The organism is Calothrix sp. FACHB-168 (genome assembly GCF_963889195.1).
In the GTDB taxonomy this organism is placed as follows: Bacteria; Cyanobacteriota; Cyanobacteriia; order Cyanobacteriales; family Nostocaceae; genus Aulosira; species Aulosira anomala_A.
The window spans coordinates 1-20465 of record NZ_CAWPNJ010000037.1; the positions used below are offsets into that span (position 1 = coordinate 1).

16 protein-coding genes are annotated in these 20465 nt (G+C 38.8%); 4 read left to right on the forward strand and 12 right to left on the reverse strand.

Going from position 1 to position 20465, the window contains the following annotated elements:
- The first annotated feature begins 999 nt into the window (after positions 1-999).
- Positions 1000-1698, forward strand: a complete 699-nt coding sequence (locus AACW45_RS21965; RefSeq protein ID WP_206758478.1) for a class I SAM-dependent methyltransferase — start codon at positions 1000-1002, stop codon at positions 1696-1698.
- 453 nt (positions 1699-2151) lie between these two features.
- Here AACW45_RS21965 and AACW45_RS21970 read toward each other — a convergent pair whose 3' ends face one another.
- Together AACW45_RS21970 and nagZ are read right to left on the reverse strand one after the other, a co-directional pair.
- The gene (locus AACW45_RS21970; RefSeq protein ID WP_190634789.1) at positions 2152-3549 is read right to left on the reverse strand and encodes a hypothetical protein; all 1398 of its coding nucleotides are present in this window, start codon (positions 3547-3549) and stop codon (positions 2152-2154) included.
- Between the two features lie 244 nt (positions 3550-3793).
- Positions 3794-4891: a beta-N-acetylhexosaminidase gene (gene nagZ / locus AACW45_RS21975; RefSeq protein ID WP_190634791.1), complete on the reverse strand. Its 1098-nt coding sequence runs from the start codon at positions 4889-4891 to the stop codon at positions 3794-3796.
- A gap of 257 nt (positions 4892-5148) precedes the next feature.
- Here nagZ and AACW45_RS21980 point away from each other — a divergent pair, with 257 nt between their 5' ends.
- Entirely contained in the window at positions 5149-5421 is a 273-nt protein-coding gene (locus AACW45_RS21980; protein WP_190634793.1) for a hypothetical protein, read from the forward strand.
- Between the two features lie 121 nt (positions 5422-5542).
- Here AACW45_RS21980 and AACW45_RS21985 read toward each other — a convergent pair whose 3' ends face one another.
- Positions 5543-6463, reverse strand: a complete 921-nt coding sequence (locus tag AACW45_RS21985) for a septal ring lytic transglycosylase RlpA family protein (RefSeq protein WP_242045630.1) — start codon at positions 6461-6463, stop codon at positions 5543-5545.
- Between the two features lie 13 nt (positions 6464-6476).
- Here AACW45_RS21985 and AACW45_RS21990 point away from each other — a divergent pair, with 13 nt between their 5' ends.
- A complete protein-coding gene (locus tag AACW45_RS21990; protein WP_242045629.1) occupies positions 6477-6806 on the forward strand; it encodes a hypothetical protein in 330 nt (109 codons plus the stop codon).
- Positions 6807-7674: 868 nt separating this feature from the next.
- Here AACW45_RS21990 and AACW45_RS21995 read toward each other — a convergent pair.
- The 9 genes from AACW45_RS21995 to AACW45_RS22035 form a co-directional block, all read right to left on the reverse strand.
- Entirely contained in the window at positions 7675-8868 is a 1194-nt protein-coding gene (locus AACW45_RS21995) for a glycosyltransferase family 4 protein (protein WP_190634796.1), read from the reverse strand.
- Positions 8869-9180: 312 nt separating this feature from the next.
- Positions 9181-9765, reverse strand: coding sequence for an acyltransferase (locus AACW45_RS22000; protein WP_190634798.1), 585 nt, complete (start codon positions 9763-9765; stop codon positions 9181-9183).
- Positions 9766-9833: 68 nt separating this feature from the next.
- On the reverse strand, positions 9834-11156 hold the full coding sequence (locus tag AACW45_RS22005) for an O-antigen ligase family protein (RefSeq protein WP_190634800.1): 1323 nt from the start codon (positions 11154-11156) through the stop codon (positions 9834-9836).
- Positions 11157-11169: 13 nt separating this feature from the next.
- Positions 11170-12168: a glycosyltransferase family 2 protein gene (locus AACW45_RS22010; RefSeq protein ID WP_199331206.1), complete on the reverse strand. Its 999-nt coding sequence runs from the start codon at positions 12166-12168 to the stop codon at positions 11170-11172.
- Between the two features lie 290 nt (positions 12169-12458).
- Positions 12459-13898, reverse strand: a complete 1440-nt coding sequence (locus tag AACW45_RS22015; protein ID WP_190634802.1) for an oligosaccharide flippase family protein — start codon at positions 13896-13898, stop codon at positions 12459-12461.
- A gap of 96 nt (positions 13899-13994) precedes the next feature.
- A complete protein-coding gene (locus AACW45_RS22020) occupies positions 13995-14951 on the reverse strand; it encodes a beta-1,6-N-acetylglucosaminyltransferase (protein ID WP_190634804.1) in 957 nt (318 codons plus the stop codon).
- 76 nt (positions 14952-15027) lie between these two features.
- Positions 15028-15975 (reverse strand): glycosyltransferase family 2 protein, encoded by a 948-nt coding sequence (locus AACW45_RS22025; protein ID WP_190634806.1) that lies wholly within the window; start codon positions 15973-15975, stop codon positions 15028-15030.
- A complete protein-coding gene (locus AACW45_RS22030; RefSeq protein WP_190634808.1) occupies positions 15953-17065 on the reverse strand; it encodes a WecB/TagA/CpsF family glycosyltransferase in 1113 nt (370 codons plus the stop codon). Before AACW45_RS22030 ends, AACW45_RS22025 begins: the two co-directional genes overlap by 23 nt.
- A 543-nt stretch (positions 17066-17608) precedes the next feature.
- Entirely contained in the window at positions 17609-19642 is a 2034-nt protein-coding gene (locus tag AACW45_RS22035; RefSeq protein ID WP_190634809.1) for a GumC family protein, read from the reverse strand.
- A gap of 587 nt (positions 19643-20229) precedes the next feature.
- Here AACW45_RS22035 and AACW45_RS22040 point away from each other — a divergent pair.
- On the forward strand, positions 20230-20397 hold the full coding sequence (locus tag AACW45_RS22040) for a hypothetical protein (RefSeq protein ID WP_190634811.1): 168 nt from the start codon (positions 20230-20232) through the stop codon (positions 20395-20397).
- Positions 20398-20465: the final 68 nt, after the last annotated feature.

The window sequence follows — 20465 nt, forward strand, 5'->3', positions numbered from 1 at the left end:
GCAGGCTCTCAAACTTTTAGCCTGCGTTCGTCGAAGACGTTCCCGAAGGGTAGGCAGGCTTCGTATTTCTAGCCCCACCCTTATAGGGTGAGGGCGTTTTTGCACATTTGGGATGCTCTCTATTATTTTAAAGATATTTTTATAACTTACAGCAGTTTTCACCTATTTAAATCACATCTGTCGTAGGGGCACGGCACTAGTAAAATTATTGTATGTACCAAACGATTGTCGGTGCCGTGCCCCCTACAGCGTGATCTATTTACCTAAAAATAGCTGTAAGCTATATTCGCCTCATTTTTAAAATTTTTCCCATACTTAAAACTTATATTTTTTCTGAAAAATTAAACCACATCTATTTTGATAACCATAGTTTTAAAAGTAGTGGGAGCATCTTGCTCCCTGGTGGTAGTAGCGGGCAAGACTTCGGCGTGAGCGCTCAGTCGAACGCTGCCCGCACTACTCCTGGTTTCAAAATGGACGAGGTTTATTAATAGAAATTACAGATTTTTTTAATGTAAAATAAAGGGACTTACAAAAAATAAATTACCCATATTCCGTAGTGCGAGCATCTTGCTCGCTTTTGAACACCAGCGAGCGAGACGCTCGCACTACAAATTTATTGGGTATTTAAAAAATTGGATGTCCCAAAACACGTTTCCCTGCAAAAACAGTAATCTTGAGATACTGGCATAAAAATTTACTGAGTGCAAAATTGCTGTTTTATTAAAAAAATTTTTTGAGATTTTTTTGATAAACAGTATAGACATATACTATTCAATAATCTTTAAGAAAACTTTTTATTTATCTCCATAGTTTATTCAAATTACATTTTTTTTCTAAAAATACGGTGTTATTGTCTAGAAGGTATGAAAATCTCTCATTAGGTAAAAAATGCTCCAACTAAATAGTAGCTTCAAGCAGTCTGTCAAAAGCCTGGTGCTTTCTTATGAGCAATTTACAAATTCTAGATTTTATAAATTACGCGCAGAAACAAATGGCATGTTACTGCCTATTGTTTATCGAAAAATGTACGATCTTTGTTCCCAGTTACCCGACCTTGATATTATCGAAGTCGGCGGAGCCACAGGTACAGGAAGCGTTGCACTAGCTTGGGCACTCAAGGATCAGCAAAAACAATCTAAATTAATTGTAGTAGAAAAGTGCGAAGGTGGTACACGTGTAGATGTGGGTGGATACGCTGAAAATTTGCAACTAATTAACAGTCATTTTAGCAAATTTGGGGTAAGCGAGCAAATACGCTTGTTCCCCAAAGAACTCACATTTAACAATGGTAATGAAGCCATTTCTTTAGTTCAAACTCCTCAATTAGCAGCCTTTGTTCATGATGCAGATGGACGGATTGATCGAGACTTTTTCTTATTTTGGCCTCTGCTGTGCGAAGGTGGGTTAATTATTATCGATGACTATGCTAACGAAGCCAATTATCAACCTATTAGCGAGCGTCATCCTTTAGGCGGTGCAAAATTAATTCTTACCTATCGTTTACTGAATCAAATAATTAAATGGGGACTGTTTAAACCTACCCATAAAATTGGTAAGACAATTTTTGGTATTAAGCCGAGTAACGCAGATTTTAGTCGCTTCGATTTAGCTACTTGTGCCAAGATTGTTGACGAAATTGAAGCTGAACGCCAAGCATATTTAGCCAGTCAAAAAATACCTGTAAGTGCCATTTAATTTTTGGCAGTGCTAATAAATTATCAGACAGAAAACATCAAGCACAGTTACCAGCCAATTTGTCTAAATTCAGAGCATTAAGTGCCAAGTTTTCCTGATTTAATTAGTTATTCATAGGTCAATGTATACCAGGATTCGGTAGATAAACAGGGCGCATCCCACCGGATAAACACAAAAGACATAAAGGTAAGAGAATTGAAAAGGGTTTTTGCATCAGTCTTACCTATTTCTGCAAAATTACGATTCTCACCATATACAGAACTTAGTACAACATTTCATAAATTCGTAGCTCATTCTTTGCGTAACTCTGAGCTTACCTGCGCAAAACTTTGCGCTTAAATTTCAACCCTCATCACCAGCCAACAAATCTGATAACTATATTTCTTTTAATGTTAGATGCATTTAATGGTAGATGCACCTGTGGAATTGATCAAATGTTAATTAGTAAGATGCTTAAATCAGCTTGACAGTAACGCTGTTCAATTGAATTAAGCTAGGAGATCCTTCAACTTTTTGTAAAATACCTCGGTGTTCTACAGTTCCTCCTTGAACTGTGATTTTGCCACTTTCTTGAGATTGGAATACATCGGTTGTAGGATTAGTTGATTTAAATGTGCAACGGTTAAGTTTAGCATCAGCTTTTTCTGTGACGTAAACTTGAGCTTGGCAACTTCTACCACCACGACAACGAGGTTCTATACCTACACAATCTTGCACAGTTGCTGTTGACCAAAATCTGTAGTTACGCTTGTTGTCTGCTGCTTGTGTGCGCACTAATACAGAGTTGCTGGCTTTAATATCATAACCTGCATCAGTATGGCCAGAAGCACTAGTATCTTCAAAGTAAATATCTGAGACATGTTCTTCAGCAACAAAGCCATCTCCATTCCAGTAATCACTGGGTTTACGAGTTTGATGACAGTTATTCATAGTGGTTTTGATCATCTTAACGTGATGCACATCGCCTTGGAGGTGGACACCCATACAGAAGTTATCACCATCTTGGCGTTGAGAATCTGCAAAGACTTCTTGAATGAGAATGTCATGAGCATCAGGTGAGTTGTTGGCTTTTTCATCTGGTTTACCGAAACGGATAGCACCTTTAGAAAAGCCTTGAATTTCAGAATTTCTAATGACAACGTTGGCTACTTCCCAAGCACCGGATGCACTGGTTGATTCTGGCTTATGTTCAACAAATCTTTGCACATTGGTAGCTTTGGTTTTTTCGATAGTTACGTTACCTTTGCTACCAGCAAATACAAAGCAACCATTACCGATATTCATGCAATGAATGTTACGGAAAGTGAGGTAACTAGCGCCGGGAAGCAGTTTAAACAGGTTGTCTCCGCTTTTTCCTATTGAAGGTGGTTGATAAGGACTGGTGCGATTACCCATAATTACAGGCATAGTTGTTTCTTGTCCTGATGCATCTGTACCTCTGATGGTTACAGGTTTTCCGGGTACGCCGCCGCTAGCAATTGTCATGCTTTTGGGCTGGTTGTAGGTGCCATTGAGCAGTCTGATTTCACCACCTGGCCCTACTTTGGTGATAAATGTCGGTAAATCTTTGAGTAATCCTGCATTACTGGCGCTGCTACCATTACGGCTACCAGCACCTGTGGGTGAAATATACATAATCTGCGTTGGCGGGGTGGATTGTGCTTCTGCTGCACTATGACAACTTCCGAAAAAGCAACCACCAGAGAATTTCAGGAGAAATTGAGTCAAAAGTAACGCCAACAAGAAACCGACAATAGAGAACACAAACATCAGTCCAGCTGTACCAAACTGTCGTCGCAAATTGCGCGAGAAAGTACTGATGGGACTCATCAGTGCAAAATATTTTTTCATGAAATCGCACTCAACTAAATTGACTAGCCGAAAATAAGGAAAATACTTGTACCACTACTCCAAAAAATGGCTACAGGTCGATTTTACTGCTTCCCTGTATTATTTGTAGCCATATCGAAGGCACCCAGTATTACTACGTAATGGCGTTTGGTATTTGAAGTTATTGATAACATTAAATTCATCAATTAGTCAAATTTTTTGCAAAATCAACACACACTTTGCGATCTAAAACCGCTATAATTCGTCACCCAATCTCTTGGTAGGAGGAGGCGATCGCTAATTCTGCATGTTGTGTGAGTGTCTCTGGATCGAGAGTGCGCACAATGTATTGCGGAGTTACAACCAACAGCTTTTCGATACGCTGTTGCGCTGCTGCGACAACTGAGTCATTTAAGCTACCGTTAGCCAAAGAATCACCAAAATCTTGGGCGATGTGATAGGTGCGTTCTAAGGAAGATGAATTTATGTTACGAGAAATAATGAACAAATCGCAACCAGCATTAATTGCTTGTGCTACTGTACCTTTTGTGGTAAAGCGGTCGGCAATAGCTTTCATATCTAAGTCATCAGAGACAATTACCCCAGAAAAACCTAGTTCTTCCCGGAGAATGTTAGTGAGAATAGTTCGGGAAAGAGTAGCGGGAACATCAGGATCGATTTTGGGAAACAGAATATGAGCAGTCATAATCAAGGGAATCTGTTCAGCGATGAGAGCGTTGAAAGGTATTAATTCGCGATCGCGCAGATTTTCCTTGGTAAGATCCAGTATGGGTAGTTCTAAATGGGAATCTTGACTAGTATCACCATGACCGGGAAAATGTTTTGCACAGGCGAGAATTCCTGACTCTTGCAGCCCTAAATAATATTCCCGCGCCCATTTAGCAGCCGTTTCTGCTGTTGTACCAAAAGCACGAGAACCAATCACAGGATTTTCGGGATGAGAATAAATATCTGCAACCGGTGCCCAAGAGAGATTTATCCCCAAAGATTGTAGTTCTACAGCTGTGGCTTGAGCTACCTGACGCGATCGCGATTGCAATGACAAAGCATAAGGAAAGCGCGTAATTGGTACAGGTGTACGTACAACTCGACCACCTTCATGATCTAAGCTAAAAAACATCGAATCCCGTTCAGCGTATTCGCGAATCTGATCGATCAATTCCCTAAAAGTTTGCAACCAAATTTCATAGGTAGCATCATCTAAGAAATTTTTAGCAAAAAATATTACGCCAACAGGTTGCAATTCACTGAGTGCGCGTTTGTCTTCGTCGCTTAATTGAGTCCCGGAAATGCCGAGAATTAAATGATTTCCAAATTTTTGGAGATGCTGCGCTACTGACATAATATTTTACCTGTGGTTGTGAAATTAACAACATTACAGCAGAATTCATCAGTTAAACAGGCAATACAGTTGTTCTGGCTTCTAAATGCAGAAATTCGGACAGAATCTAGGTTTTTAGCTGTGAATCTGTTGCCGAATTTAACAAAATGGGTATTTGGTATTTGACTTAGGTTTGCAACTTAAATTGTGTAGTTCATCAACTAAAAATCTGCTGTATGTTCTTATATCAAATGTATGGTAATTGCTAGTAGCTATTTATGCAATCAGTCATCAGTTATGAGGATTGTTCAAAAGGCAGTCTCGATGAAAAAATTTGCATTGCTATGTATCAAAGGGAAGGAGACAAGGGAGAAAAAATTTTCTCAGTCAACAGTCAACCGTCAACAGTCAATCAATTTTGGATTTTGGATTTACGATTTTGGATTGACTACACCGATTCCGGGATGCAGCTTGGGGATTTTAAATTGACGATTTTGGATTTGTTCCACCCACAAGGAGAGAAGTCAGAGCGCCGGCTTCCGGCGATCTGAACTTCGGAGGCGGGGCATGAACCGAAATAATCTAAAATCTAAAATCTAAAATCTAAAATTGGCGCGGTCAACCGTCAACAGTCAACCGTCAACAGTCAACCGTCAACAATCAACAGTTGGCTCAAAACTCTGGAATAAAAGCCAGTTGTTTGACAGGCTTGGGTTTCATGCTGTTGAAGGTGGTTAAGGTGGAAGGTTTCAAAGTAATTTTCGGTTCGCTGTTTTGCAAAATTACAGCTTTATAGGGTACTACCCCAGCCATTTCACTACCGAGACAACGGGCAGCAGCTTGTGATAAATCTAGGCTTCTAGGTGGGATATAGGGGCCGCGATCGTTGACGCGGACAATTACTGATTGGTTATTTTGTAAATTTGTTACCTGCAAATAAGTATTAAAAGGCAGGGATTTGTGAGCTACAGTCAATTCATTTTTGTTATATATCTCGCCATTGGCTGTTAAACGTCCATGAAAATAGCCGCCATACCAAGAAGCCAAACCAGATAGCTTGGTGGAAGTTGGCGTGACACCATACATTTGTTTTTGTCCCTCCACCAGTGTCAGTTTAGAGGCTTTGAAAGCAGAACGCAGATTGTTAATCCATTCAATTGCTAATAAATCTGCATTCTGTTGGAATTGACGAGCAATTGAGTTTTCAATCCGCCATAAAAAGCGATTACCTGCCATTAAAGCAGGTAAACCATCAACTAAAGCAGGTCTGAGTTGGTTAGCATCAAAATTTTTCGCTTTAGCTAGCTTTAACAAGCGTTTTTGCAGAGATTTGGCTGCGGTTTCCGTGGGTAAAGTCGCCACAAGATGCTGATTTACCCAAACTTCATAGTTATTTGGCTGTCGCTGCACAATCAAGACTGGTAGGGATGCAGACATGAAATTCTGTTCTACAGGATGTGCAAAGCGAAAGAAATCTTGGAGCGATCGCAGAAATTTATGGGGGAATAAATCTCGCTGTTCTGGATTCGCGTTAATGATGTTTCCCGAAAGAGAAAGACTAGCAGCACCGATACCAGATTGTTTAGCTACCAAATCTTCCCCAAAAGTGCAAAATTGTTTTTGGCTATTTTTAACCGCTCTTGCTGGCGAATTAAGCGGTTTATTCAAATTGCTTTTGGGTTCATTATTGCCCCAATCTATTTTTAAAAATCTTGATGGTAGTAATGTTGTACTCCACAATTTCATCGGTTGTTTAGGTCGCACAAACAAGAGCCGATGTTTATTAACTAATTTCCCTATCTGTGTAGAAACTTTTGCAGGTAAAGCAGGCAATACATTTGCTGTTTTACTTGGTAGTAAGTTTTCGCTAGATGTTAAAAAAGAAGCAATCCAAGACGTAATGCAAAGAAATTCAAACAATATCATGTCAGTTTAATGTCCAAGTTACTGCACAACTCATCTAGTGCAACCCTGGTTTTGGTAAACAACATTTTTGGCAATTAAATGCCAATTTTATTCTTGGAATGTAGAAAATTCCTCGCACTAAATTGACTGCGGGGTGAGCGATCCCCAGCAGAGATCATCATATCTTGTTGTCAGGAAATAAACAAATAAAACTTTTAGATACTGTTTGCAAATATTCCCAGGTTTTAAATTTAAATTTTTTATAATTCACCTGCATTGCAGATAGATAGAAAGAATGCATATTAATCGAATTAACAAGGATGATAATACTTAAGTTCTCAAAAAATACGTATTTTTTTTTACAATTAATATTTATTGTTCAAAGTATATTCTAGAGGGCATGGCACTGCTATGCCCCTACCATCTGTCGCATTATTTTCTCAAATTGGTAAGCTTCTGTGCAGCTAAATTATATAAATCAAAAACACAAAATAATTGTAGTGCGGGCAGCGTTCGACTGAGCGCTCACGCCGAAGTATTGCCCGCGTCTTATATACAAATTAGATGCGTCGCAGCTTATCACATAATGTTTGCGACACATCCATATATTAGAGGGCACGGCAATGCCCATACGTGTCAACTTAACGTGAAACCTGCTTTGTATAAAGGTTTTGCCCTCACCCCCAGCCCCTCTCCCTCAGGGAGAGGGGAGCAAGAGATTCAATTCCCCTTCTCCCTGAGGGAGAAGGGGTTAGGGGATGAGGGCGAGGGTTTTTGTACAACACTCGCTGTATATAGCTTTTAGCTTAAGTTGACACCAATGGGCATTGCCGTGCCCCTACTCATTTGTTAGATTAGACTTGTTGCAAAAGTCTTGATTCTTTCCTTCTTTTTTGCGTCTACCCTTCGGGAACGACTTGCAAATATATATCTTTCATTTTATCTGCATAGTTACTCAAAGAATGATTATCCCTAATACCTTGAATTGAGCGATTGGATTTAGCAATTACAGCTTCTCGATTGGCGAAGATTTCATGAACTATCCGCTCAAGTCCCGATTTAATAGCAGAATTAATTTCTAATCTTTCTTCTTTCGTTGTATATATAGCCTCACCTAAATAATTTGTGGGAACTTCAATGATCCATCCTCTATCGTTGTCATTTACTTCTGGTAATGCTCTAATATTAGTTGTAATTACCGGACAACCAGCAGCTTGAAATTCGAGAACAGAAAAACCATAGGTGTCTGCATAGGTTGGTAATAATCCTACATGACATTGTTTAGTTAATTCTAAAACTTCTTTATTAGGAAGCTGCTCATAATATTTAATCCAATCAAGATTTTGTTGAATTAATATTTTCGCTTTTTGAATATCTGCTTCTGTTTCTTTTGTGGCATAATCATCTAAGCGTAGTGAAGAGATAAGAATTAATTCCAAATCATAGTTATATTCTCTCTTCAATTTGCTGAAAGTCTCTACTACTTCCATACCTCCTTTGCGGAAAAAGGAAGCGCCTACAAGAATAAATTTTATCTTGCCATCTAAATTAATCTTTTTATCAGCGTAGGATGAAACGAGTAATTGCTGTGGTGGATGCAGAGTTGTAATTTTCGGTTCGATAGCTTGTTGATATTGGGGAAAATCTTTTAACAAAATTCTCTGCATATTGGCATTACAATCAGACATAGCAATTAGACGTTTGCACGAGTCACTAGCCATTGCTGCTAAAGCTTTTTTGACAGCTTTATAGTTAGTCAGTACAGAAAAATCAGGTCTAGCACCTTGATGGCAAAAAAGACTGCAATCTAATCGCGGTAAAATTGTTTCAAATGTGGTTATCCAAGGTGTTTTACCATAGCTGATAGTGTTGAAAAAATGGAGAATATCAACTTTATAGAAATCTAAATCTGTGAATTGATATATTGAATCGTTAAATGGTATGACAGTTTTTTTGGCAATTTTGTTGATATATTTAACGGCAGGATAAGTTAGGGCAAATAAATTATTTACTTTTTGATATTCAACGTCTTTGACAATATTAGTGATATTGCGTTTGTAGAGATAATTTTCTGCAAGATAACCGACTTTCATTAAATACCTACCTTGAATTATTTAGAGATATAAACCACAGAGACGCAGCGAAAAGTCTGAGCGGAGGTTTCCTCCGCTCAGAACTTTTCAAGACAGAGGACGCAGAGGAGTTAGAAAGAGGAGAGAATTTATTAGGACTTACGCAAAAATTGCCAAAAAGCTTAATTTATTGAACCGCCTTCTCTTCGAGAGGCTTCCGCCAACGCGCAGCGTCTCGCAGAGAAGACGCCAAGAACGCCTTCGCGAAGCGTCTCCCCTTGGGAGAAGAATTTGTAGAGTGTGCGTAAGTCCTACTTATATTAAAAAATATGGCTAAATATGTGATAACTTGGCTTCTTTATCTGCATCTTTATAGAGATGTTTGACAATTTGTTGGGGGTTACCAATTACTACAACACCAGAAGGAACTGATTTGCGAATTATACTCCCTAATCCGATAACGCTATCTTGACCGATATGAACACCTTTCATAATGGTTGCTCTGGCTCCTACCCAAACGTTACGTTCAATGACTATAGGCGCTGATACTTTTGGCCCTGGTGGATCAAAACGTAAATTTGGATCTATATTGTGATAGTCTGAATCTTGGAGGAAACAATCGGAAATTAGACATTCATCACCAATTTTAATTGATTTAACGCTACCAATCCAACAACCATTGAGTAGGGTATTTCTGCCAATTGTTACGTCCCCAGAACCGTATATTTTAACGTGCATACAGATGCGAGTTCCCGCACCAATTTTAACTTTGACATCACCAGAGACAGTTAATTTACCTTTGATTAAAACTCCTGGTTCTAAGGTTAAGTTACGATATCGCCATTGGTAATAAAGTTGTTTGGTTGCAAAATAATATTTTGCCAGTTTGATTAATAAAGGATGTTTATTTTGATGCATATCAGTACGTCGTAGTTGAGAATAATAATTAATGACTAATGACAGCTATCTTTAATTGCAATGCTTACTTATATAAGTTGATGCCATTGAGAAATGCGCGGACGTTTTAATTGATTTTCAAATAAAATTACTCCTAACCAAATAAAATAAAACCAAAAATAAATGCACATCCAACTTAATGGCAACCCTTCGATTAATAGACATAATGCTAGAAAGCTGGCAAAGGCTCCCTGAGCTAATTTATTTCCAGATCTGGCGATGTTCCAAAAGTTCCACAGGGTTGTACTTAGGGCGGTAATTAAGCAGATAAAACCTAAAATTCCATGCAAATATAAAACACCTGCATAGGTAGAAAAGGAGCCAAGTACAACTTTATAGATGTACCAAGTAACTTCTCCTTGGGCGATTCCCCACCCTAGCCAGGGGCGTTGTTGCCATGCTTTGAGGGTTTCACCAACTACAAGGCTACGATCTGCGGAAGATGCAGCCCGCGCACCTGTAAATACATCTAAAGACTGATGTATTACATCTACTAATGTGACGCCGATGAATGCACAACTGAGAAAGACAGCAGAGGTTACCCACAAAGAACTGTGGCGGGCGGTACGATTGCGGAAGCTGAGGGAAATCCAAACGACAATGGGAAAGCATAGCCAAGCTACACGGCTTTGACTGACTAATAAAGCTAATAGGCTACCTGCGATCGCTAAATAGCGCAAACGCCGATTTGATTCCCCAGAGCAAATAAAGAAGCACAGCAAGCCACATACCCCCGGAATTGGCGGATCGGCCATGTAAAGCGATGTTCTGGGGAGAGGAATGCCAAAAAAGGTTTGAATAATCGCCGGTTTTACCAGCAAGCTTAATTTATCACCCGGAATCAATCTCGCGAGGGGCGGATAAAAAGGCTGATCCCATATCCCAACAAACAGCAGGATAAATTGTAAGATAACTGTAATACCGTAACCTACAGCCATCCAAGCGATCGCTCTTGTTAAAACTTTAGAGCGAATGGGATTCCAAAAGGGGAGAATCAGACAACTAAGAATGAGAAAGTAACCTTTAAAAAAGGTAACTAAAGTTGAGATCAGGCGAAAGGGTTCAAAATTAACATCTACCAAGCCTAGCGCCGCAGTCCACAGCATAGCGATCGCCATCGCCAACCAAGCCCAAATACAAGTTGGTAAGGCAATATTCAGCAATTTATCGAGACGAAAGGAACAGACTAACAGCCAAACTGCGATCGCAGGATACAACAGAGTTTGTATTCCCAATAACCACCAAACTGGAGTTAAAACAATTGTCCAATACAAGACACGCTCGACAAAAGACAATTTTCCTAACTCATCTTCTTTGGTAAATTTCAGCGCTTTACTAATAGCTGTTAACATTCCCCTGGTATTTCTAAATAGTACTTAGTGGTTGCTCTAGATTTTGCTTTTCGCCTAACAATCCTTTTAACCAGCGTCGGGTATTTCTGGGAACTAACCAAAATCCCAAGCACAATAAAAAGTCAATTGGTTTTGGACTTCCATAGCGGATTGCTTCCCAAAGTAGTGGTAAAAATTCTTGCCATTTCCCTTGGGCAGAAGCTTGTGCGCCCACCTCTACCATAATGAAGGAAGCGTAGGCGCGACGAGTTACTAAGCTACGATTTTCTTTAATCCAATTTAGAGAATACTGCCAATCGTGGGTATTACTCACACTTTTTTGCGTTTTTGAATGATACCAAATTGCTAAGGGTTCAGTAACAAATTGCACTTCCACCCCTTCTAGATTAGCAACTCGCAGTAACCAATCCCAATCTTGATGCTTGCGTAAATCATCGCGGAATGGCACATTTCTTAATAATTCTCGTGATGTAAAAATTCCCGAAGTTTGAATTAAACCCTCACCAAATCCCGGAGAATTGCGAACGAGAATATATTCACTCAAAGGTTCTTTAACTTCAGGAAACCGTCGCGGATGGATAAATTCTCCGTGGGGTGTGTGGGCGATCACAGAACAAGCAATAATCGGAAATTTAGCTTGAGAGCGATTAGCCGCATCTATCTGTAGTTGGATTTTTTGCGGTAACCACTCATCATCATCATCTAAAAATGCAATCCACTCACCCTCAGCCATTGCTACCCCGGCATTGCGCGCAGCAGCACCACCAATAGAATTAGGCAGTACAAGCACGCGCAACCGAGGATCGTCTATTTGCTGTAATGCTTTTGCAGTTGCCGGATCGGGGCCATCTACTACTACTACCACCTCCAGCCGCCAAAATGTTTGTTGTAAAACACTTTTCACAGCGCGTGTAACCACAGATGGGCGATTTTTTGTAGGAATGACAGCACTTACTAGCGGTTGAATTGGATGGTTCATTTTCACCTCATGATTAATTAAGTCATTGGTCATTGGTCATTGGTCATTTGTCATTGGCAAAAAGTTTATAGTTAATGTCTATTATTCTGTAAACTTGCACTTAATAATTTCTTCTTTTCTCTTGGCGTCTTGGCGTTCTTGGCGGTTAATTTTTTTTGACTTGTATAGAACTTACACAGAAAATTTCTCAAACTCTCATTTCTCTGTGAACTCTGTGTCCTCTGCGGTTTATTTTTCCGTTATATTTGCTTAAGTCGTGTTGTAACAACACTGACTTATTGAAAATCTCTCTTCTCTAGCCGCTAGCCCCTATTTTCTAATATTTAACGAAAACTAAATTGCTTAACTTTACGCCCTAGTTTTTTAATTAAAGATAAATATGTGAAAAATTGATTTGGTACTAACAGCCTTACCAACAATAAATATAAAACAATATAGATAATTGGTGAAATAAATTTTGATGTAGGAATAATAAAATTTATGCCAAGAGCGAATAATGACATAAATAAAGCTTGAAAACAAGGTTGCAAATATTTAAAAAGCGACCAACCAAATGTTGTACAAGCTGACCACCACCAAAAAATAGTCCAAGTAAAACCTAAGATTAAAACAACTGCGATCGCTACTCCTAAAATTCCCCCTTTCCAAGCGCCAATTAAAAAGCCCACAACAGCTAAAGGTGCTATCTGCAAATTAACTTTAGCATTAATATCTGGTCTACCTTTCGCAGCCATCATACTAGAAAGAGAAGTATTAATTAATCGGAAATAGGCAAAAATTAATAACCAAGGAATAACGCTTGCTGAAGGAATAAATTTCTCGCCAAATACATAGATGATAAATGTTTTATCGACTATCAAGTAAAGAACAGCAAATATTAAAGCCGCAAAATAAGACATCTGCTCAACAACTTTGACTAAAGCATCTTCTTGTTGGCGTTCGTCCTTCATTTGGGCAAAAACTGATATCCCAAGTTGGTTCATAACTTGAGACATAATTAAACTAAAAGCTGTAGTTACTTGATAAGCAAAGTTGTAATAGCCTAAGTTGGTAGTTCCTAATAATCTGCCGATGACAAAATTATCAGAATTAGAATTAATATAAAATCCCAAACTAGACCCTACAGAACCGATACAGTAAGATAAAGCCTCCGAGCGAATTTTTGGATCGATTTTTAAATAAAAATTAAAATTAGCCTGATAAGCTGTAATCCAAAATATACTTAACCAAAAAATTGTATCGCCAATCGCAAAAGACCAGTAACTTAATCCTGCTAACGCACATCCGGCTGTAGTAAAGATGCGAATCATGGAAGAAATTAAAGCTGCATTTGCTAATTCTTGATACTGCATTTTTCTGCGCATAATCCCAGCATAAACAGCTTGGACAGAAGAAAGAAAGAAATTAAAAGCAAAAAATGCTAACAATCCAATTAAATCTGGGATATCAAAAAAATTAGCAGCAATTGGTGATAAAGCGATCATTGTTGCTGCTCCCACCATCCCAATACAAATACTTAAAGAGTAAGTAGTATCTATATAACGTCGGTCTTCCAGTCCTTTATAAACTAAAAAATCGCCAGTAGTACCTTGTACAAAAAGATTAATAAAAGACCAGAAAATATAGGCGACGCTGATAACTCCAAAATCTGATGGTAATAACAGCCGAGCTAATAATAAATTACTTAATAATGCAAATAAGCGGTTGACAATTGCTCCATAAGTTGTCCAGAAACCATTTTTAATAATAGAATTACTATTCATGATTGGTTAGCACACCTGAGAATTTATCAGAATAAGGCAGAAGGCAGAAGGCAGAAGGGAAGAAATAAGTATGATTTTTTGCTAATATTAAAGGATTCATGATTGATAAGTATTAGCTATTAATTCTTGATTTGGCGAATTATGTCGATCGATTAAATCAAAAATATCTGGGTCTAATGCTAAATCAAATTTTCTCGCAAAATGAGCTTGACTTTTTGCTAGAGATTCATAATCTTTTTGAGTGAGAAAATTAGGGCTACCATTTTGGGAGTTGGTAAAATCAAAGTAGCGTTTACAATCATTACAAAGGTTGAATAATTGGCTATTAACTAAGATGGTTTGAATGAAGAATTCTACAGATATGCTAGTACGGCGACAATATTCGATAAAACTGGGATTGTTATTCGCGTAATTGTCAATATACTCGGCGCATTGTCGCGAAAGGGTAGCGAAAAATGAGCCGCCGTAGCATTTAAATACTTCATTGAAAGGAGTTTTGGCTTGAAAACCAATCCTGATATCGTAGGAACAATTAAAGCGAATCCAAGGTTGAATATAGTTGATAATTTTTAAAGGTTTGAGGCTTTTTTGCAGGCGATCGCTTACCGTGGGCGAGAGTTGTTGATATTGATAAAAGTAGCGACTATGCCCTTCATGTATACTCCATTGGCTTTCAGGAGATAAAACATCAAAATATTCTAAGAAACCATCATAATTAGTCGTTGCTAAAAAAGCTTCGATTTCTGGAATTGGTTTAATTGGGTAATCTTGTCCGCTAATATTAATCAACCAATCAAAATCAATTTGATTTTTCAACAGCCAACGCAATGCATCCAGGTAACTCTGAACCATACTAAAGTCGGCTCGTCCACCTTTAGCAAAAAATAAATGAATATTGTGATTTTTTGGGAGGATTGATAAGTCTAACTCACAAAAAGTTGGATCGTGACTAATGACAATTTGGCATTCTGGGCTAGATGTTTGAATTAAGTTGATTAACCGATAAATTTGTTGGGGATTTTTATGGGTTTGAATTAAGTAACAAACTCTCATCGCATTTTTCCGGGGAATTACCAAAAATTAGGGAGACGCGGCGAGTTTTCCGCGTCAAATCGTCTTTTACTAGGCTTTAATCAACCGAACCTAGTGCTTGTTGAAGTATGCGCTTTGTTAAGGGAGACAAACGCACAGACACAAGTGTGACTAGCGATCGCATATCGCGCCAAAAAATTGAGCGATCGCTTTCCCAAGCTTGATCAATAAAATCTTCTGCTTGCGCTAAATCACCGGCTGTCAAAGCAATCCGCGCTAAGTAGCGATACATATAAGCATAGGCTGTAGGTAACATTGGTTCGACAACTTCAGGCGATCGCCCATAAGCTGACTGAAGTACTTGTTCTTGCGATCGCTGCATTTGCGCCACATTGAAAGATAACCCTGATGGGCGTACTCGGTAGTAACACAAAATACGCGGTTCTCGATCAAACTCCCAGCGCTCCGTAGCTGCAATTCTCAACCAAAAATCAATATCTTCTGAACTGCGCAGGGTTTCATCAAAGTCTCCAACTTCATCTATCAGACAACGACGAAAAACAGCGTTCGATCCATGTCCGATAAAGTTTTTATATAACAATGCCGACAATACATTTTTAACAACAGGCTTACCACTTAAAATCATGAATGTCTGTTGCCCATCATCCCGGATGGCGCGAGATGCGCTATATGTAACTCCCACCTTGGGAGAGTTGTCTAGTTTGGCGATATGAACCGCTAACTTATCCGGATGGTAAATATCATCTCCATCCAGCAACGCAATATATTCACCCTTCGCGTAGCGAATGCCGTGATTGCGAGCCGAAGAAAGTCCCCCGTTGGATTTTTGTAGCAGTTTAAACCGAGGATCTCGGCGACTAAATGTTAATGCTACCGCAGCCGTTTGATCTGTAGAACCGTCATCAACAATTAAAACTTCATAGTCGCTAAAAGATTGACATTCTACAGAAGATAATGCGGCTTCTAGATAAGCACTCACATTATATGCAGGCACTACAACACTAACTCTCGGAGTAGACACCATTTAATAACTCCTTAGCCATACTGTTACTTTGATTGCTGAGGACGATATTTTTCAAGATGAAATTAATAGTTTCTTGTTTAATCCATCCTTTATTGATCAAAATGTCACTCAAAGGAATACCAGTTTTTCTCTGTTCCGATAAAGCAATGTCAATATCGTTGTTACTCAATAAACCTGCTTCTACTAAAGAATCACTTAGCCTCTTTGTTGGTGTTGTGTTTCCTTGCGCCAGCACCTTCACAAATCCATTAGACTTCCAGCTGTAGTAATTGCTGGATTCTACCTGGGTGACTCCCTCGCGTAATTGATAGAGTTTCGCTAACGCAATATGGCAAGCAAAAGCCGGATTACCCAGTAAATAACGCGCTCCTAATCGTTTGGGTTCGCGAATCAGCCGATATAGCCATTCCAAATGGTTCTTAGCTAGAAAATCGGGGCAATCAGAAACAACTCCCGCCAAGCGATCGATAACTGCTCCGCCTAACAAAATGGCATTTACATCTAATCTATCTTTATATCTTGCTACCCAATTTTCTTGCAGTGGCATTCCCATACCCATCAGCAAAATATTTGGTTTGATCTGATTAATACTGTTAATTATTGAATCATTGATTTCCGGATCGTCAATGGAAAAATAGCCATCATGACCAGCTACTTTAATATTGGGATATTTCTCAGCTAGATTATTAATTGCGCTATCTAAATATTGAGGTTTTGAACCTAACAAGAATATTGAAAGCTCTTGTTGATGACAAAATTTTAATAACTCCGGCATCAGTTTTGTATAGGAGACCCGATATTCTAGGGGCAAGTCTAGTCCCATATAACTTAAGGCTTTGAGAATCCCAGAACCATCACAATGTACGATTTCTGAACTTTGGATAAATTCATAAAACCACGGTAACTGCATCGACAAATTGAATGCATGAACGTTGTAGTTAGCTACCGTAATTTTTTGCTTTAATTTGCAAGCATTGTGAATTGCATCAATAATTCCTGTAACAGTTATCGGGGTAATTCTTCTTCCCAATAAATAGACAACTAAGCTAGGTAAATCTAATTTTACATCGGTATTGTTGATTGTTTTCATATCTGTCACCAAGTGAAGAGGTAGATGAACGCAGGATGAACGTAGACAAAGATATAGGATTCTTAACTTGATTTTTGACAACCACGTAGGATGGCTATGGCTTACTAGAACATGGTGATAGCAAGCAATATCTGCCCACAAGAGAGTTTCTCAAACTACCCTCTTTTCCTACAAAAAATAGGGAACACCTGATATTTGAGGATGTGTCGGGATATGAACCAGCTATCAAAAAGCTGCTGCAATACGCTAGTACAATGCGGTGTCAATCAACTAACAATTCTGTTGACTGTTGACTGTTGACTGTTGATCGTGCCAATTTTAGATACTTCATGAGCTTCAGTACAAATTTTAAATTTTGGATTGTCGGATTGAATCTAAAATCTAAAATCCAAAATCTAAAATTGATTAATCCTCAAGCTGCATCCCGGAATCTTTGCAGTTAATCTAAAATCTAAAATCCAAAATCTAAAATTGGTTGACTTCCGCAGTACTAGTTACCCTACATTTATGAAATTTTTTGATGAATCAAGACAGATTCCTATATTAGGAAGTGGTAAGCACAGAATTTCTGGTTGTATAGGATGACTCTTTGGGTGTCATCTCCATACCGTTGAGAATAATTCCCATTGGTCTAACTTTTTGTTGATTTAGTTGAGTCAGCGCCTTTTGGAATAAATATCTTTGACTTACTCCCGGACGAACAACAAACAACACGCTAGAGACGATAGAAGCCATCAAAGAAGTTTCAGTAGCTGAACAAATAGAGGCGCTATCTATCAAGATGTAGTCGTAATTGCCCTTATCTTGTAAGCTTTGTAGAGAATGTTCAAATTCTCTGCTGACAATAAAATCAACTAATTGTCTCTCAGGGTGATATACCGTCATCAGATCGATATTTGGACGAATAGAAATCGGTTGCTCTGATGAGTGAGATAAAGGTAACTCTGAGTTTTCTAATGTGGCGCTGAGTCCCGATCGCTCTCGATCGGTATCAACAATTAAGATGCGTAAACCTAAACTAGCCAGTGCGATCGCTAATCCTAAGACAACAGTAGTTTTACCCTCTCCAGATGCGGGACTGCTCACCATAAACCGCCGATTTTCTAGGTTCATGGCGTTAATAGCTAAAGCCATTCTCTGGAATTCTCGATTTGTTTCTGTTTCTACAGCAGCGCGATTTTGTAAAACCTTGAACTGAGGAACAGCACCCAAAATGGGAATTTCTGTGAGGTGTAAATCTTCTGCGCTTAATAAAGGATTGCGACTTTCTAGGAATAACGCTAAAGCCGCACTACCAAAAATTCCCGCTAAAATTACACCAATAGCGATTTTTAGCTGACTGTTGCTAGAAGGTTGGACTTCAACTGTAGGTTGATCTAATACTTGGATACTCGGAAAAGCACTAAAAGAATTTAGTTTTGCTTCTTGCACTTTACCGACTAAACCGTTATATACCCCTTCAGCAATCTTATATTGATGTTGTAGTTCTAATAATTTTGCTTGAGCCGGCGGAAAAGTTTGCAGTTTCTGATTTAATTCATCAATTTGTTTTTGGAGTTGAATTTCCTGATTCTGCAAGGCGCTGGTATTTGCTTCTGCTAATACCAAATTCTGAATTAATTCTCCGTAGTTTTCACCAATCGAGGAATTCACACCCTCTGTATTTGCTGCTGCTTGCGAGATATATTCTGTTAACTGTTTCGATAATTGTTGGCGCTGATTGAGCAAATTTTGTACCGTCGGGTGATTGCGGGTAAATTTTGCTTCAGCTTCTAAAAGTGGTACCTCTAGCTCTACTAATTTCTGACGGATAAATTGAAAATCGCGATTTTCTGCTAGGCTTAGGGAACGAACAGCGCGATCGGAGCTTAAGCCAATGCGCTGGGAAAGCTCTTTAACATGAGCTTGTGATGATTTATACTGAGCAATGACTTGGGAACGAGTCGTAGTTAATTGAGCAACAGCTGCAACAGTTTCGCGAATTTGATTGTCACTACTGACTAATCCAGAATTTTGTTGAAATTCTGTGAGTCTTGTTTGGGTTTGGCGTAAATTTCTCAAGGCTTGATTGAGTTCTGCACGCATAAACTCAGAACGCTGCATAGCGTCATTTTGCCGCAGTTGGTTCATCCGTTGTTGAAATACATTCAACAATCTTCTCGCCCTTCCTTGAGCCATTTCCTCATCGGAACCATGTACGGTAATTGAGATAATGGTTGATTCACTTTGAGGCGCAACAGTAAACAGTTGTCGATAACTACTGAGATTCGCAAACTGAGCTTTTTCTGGATCGGAATTCCAAAGTTGGCTCAAAGTTTGATCGCTCAAAAGGATTGATGAAAAGATATTTAAGGGATTAACCTGTTGAGAAAAAACTACGCCACCACTGTTGAGACTGCCGAGAGTCCCTAAATCTGCGGTTAAGCCGCTACTTGTAACTGGTAGAATCAGCTGAGTCTTGGCAATCCAAACCTGAGGGACTCTCAAGATCAGGACAGAGGCGATCGCAAATAAAACTGTATTAAAACTTGCGAGAAAGATCCAATGTCTCAACAAGATTGCAATAACTCTATTCATAACCATAACATTTTGAGGTAGCTTCTCCCTTTAGACCACAGCCGCGATCAACAGTGGTTTATCTCACTAATCGGGATTAAAACACATCTATAAGTAACTATGGTAGATGACTTTACGATATCTTTAACTTCTCTCTGTGATTCTACCATAAAGCGTTTTTCACCACAGTTAAACCGCTTGTCTGGTATAGCTTTCAACAGTCTCAGGGCTTTATGACCAATAAAAAATGTATCCGAGTTCTCTTGCCATAACCTCATCTTAACTTTAAAAACACCTTCTCTTAATCCCGGACATAGTTAAAGTAAGGGTTTTTGATTCAAGATTTTTAGCGTCGGGAAATTTGTTTATTAAGTTTAAGTAAAAAAAATCCCTGGGTCTTGCTTAATCTAGGGCACTTCGTGTTTTCTAATACTTGTAGGTGTATTTTTATGTGTTCTCGATCTACAAAAGGTTAAGGTGTCAGTATAAGCGGTTCATGGGAATTTCTGCGACTAGCGGTTACATACATGGGTTAAATTATCCACAATTCTGGTAGCACACGATACTCATTGCCTATGTACTTGTACATCCAAACCTAAATTCAGGTTGTGAACAATTGCGATCGCCAAGATATTCTTGGTTATAAAAAGTGTGGTGTAAATAATCCAAAACATCTATCAGCAGCAACACCACTTGATACTTATTATCAAAGCAAACCACCAAATACCAGCATCCTTAACTCAATTACAAATTGGGTTCATGGAAATCAGCGCTAGTAAAAATACTCCTCTGGGAGGATGTCAAATTTTTGCCAGTTCTCCTGAATCGTACTACAAAAATATAC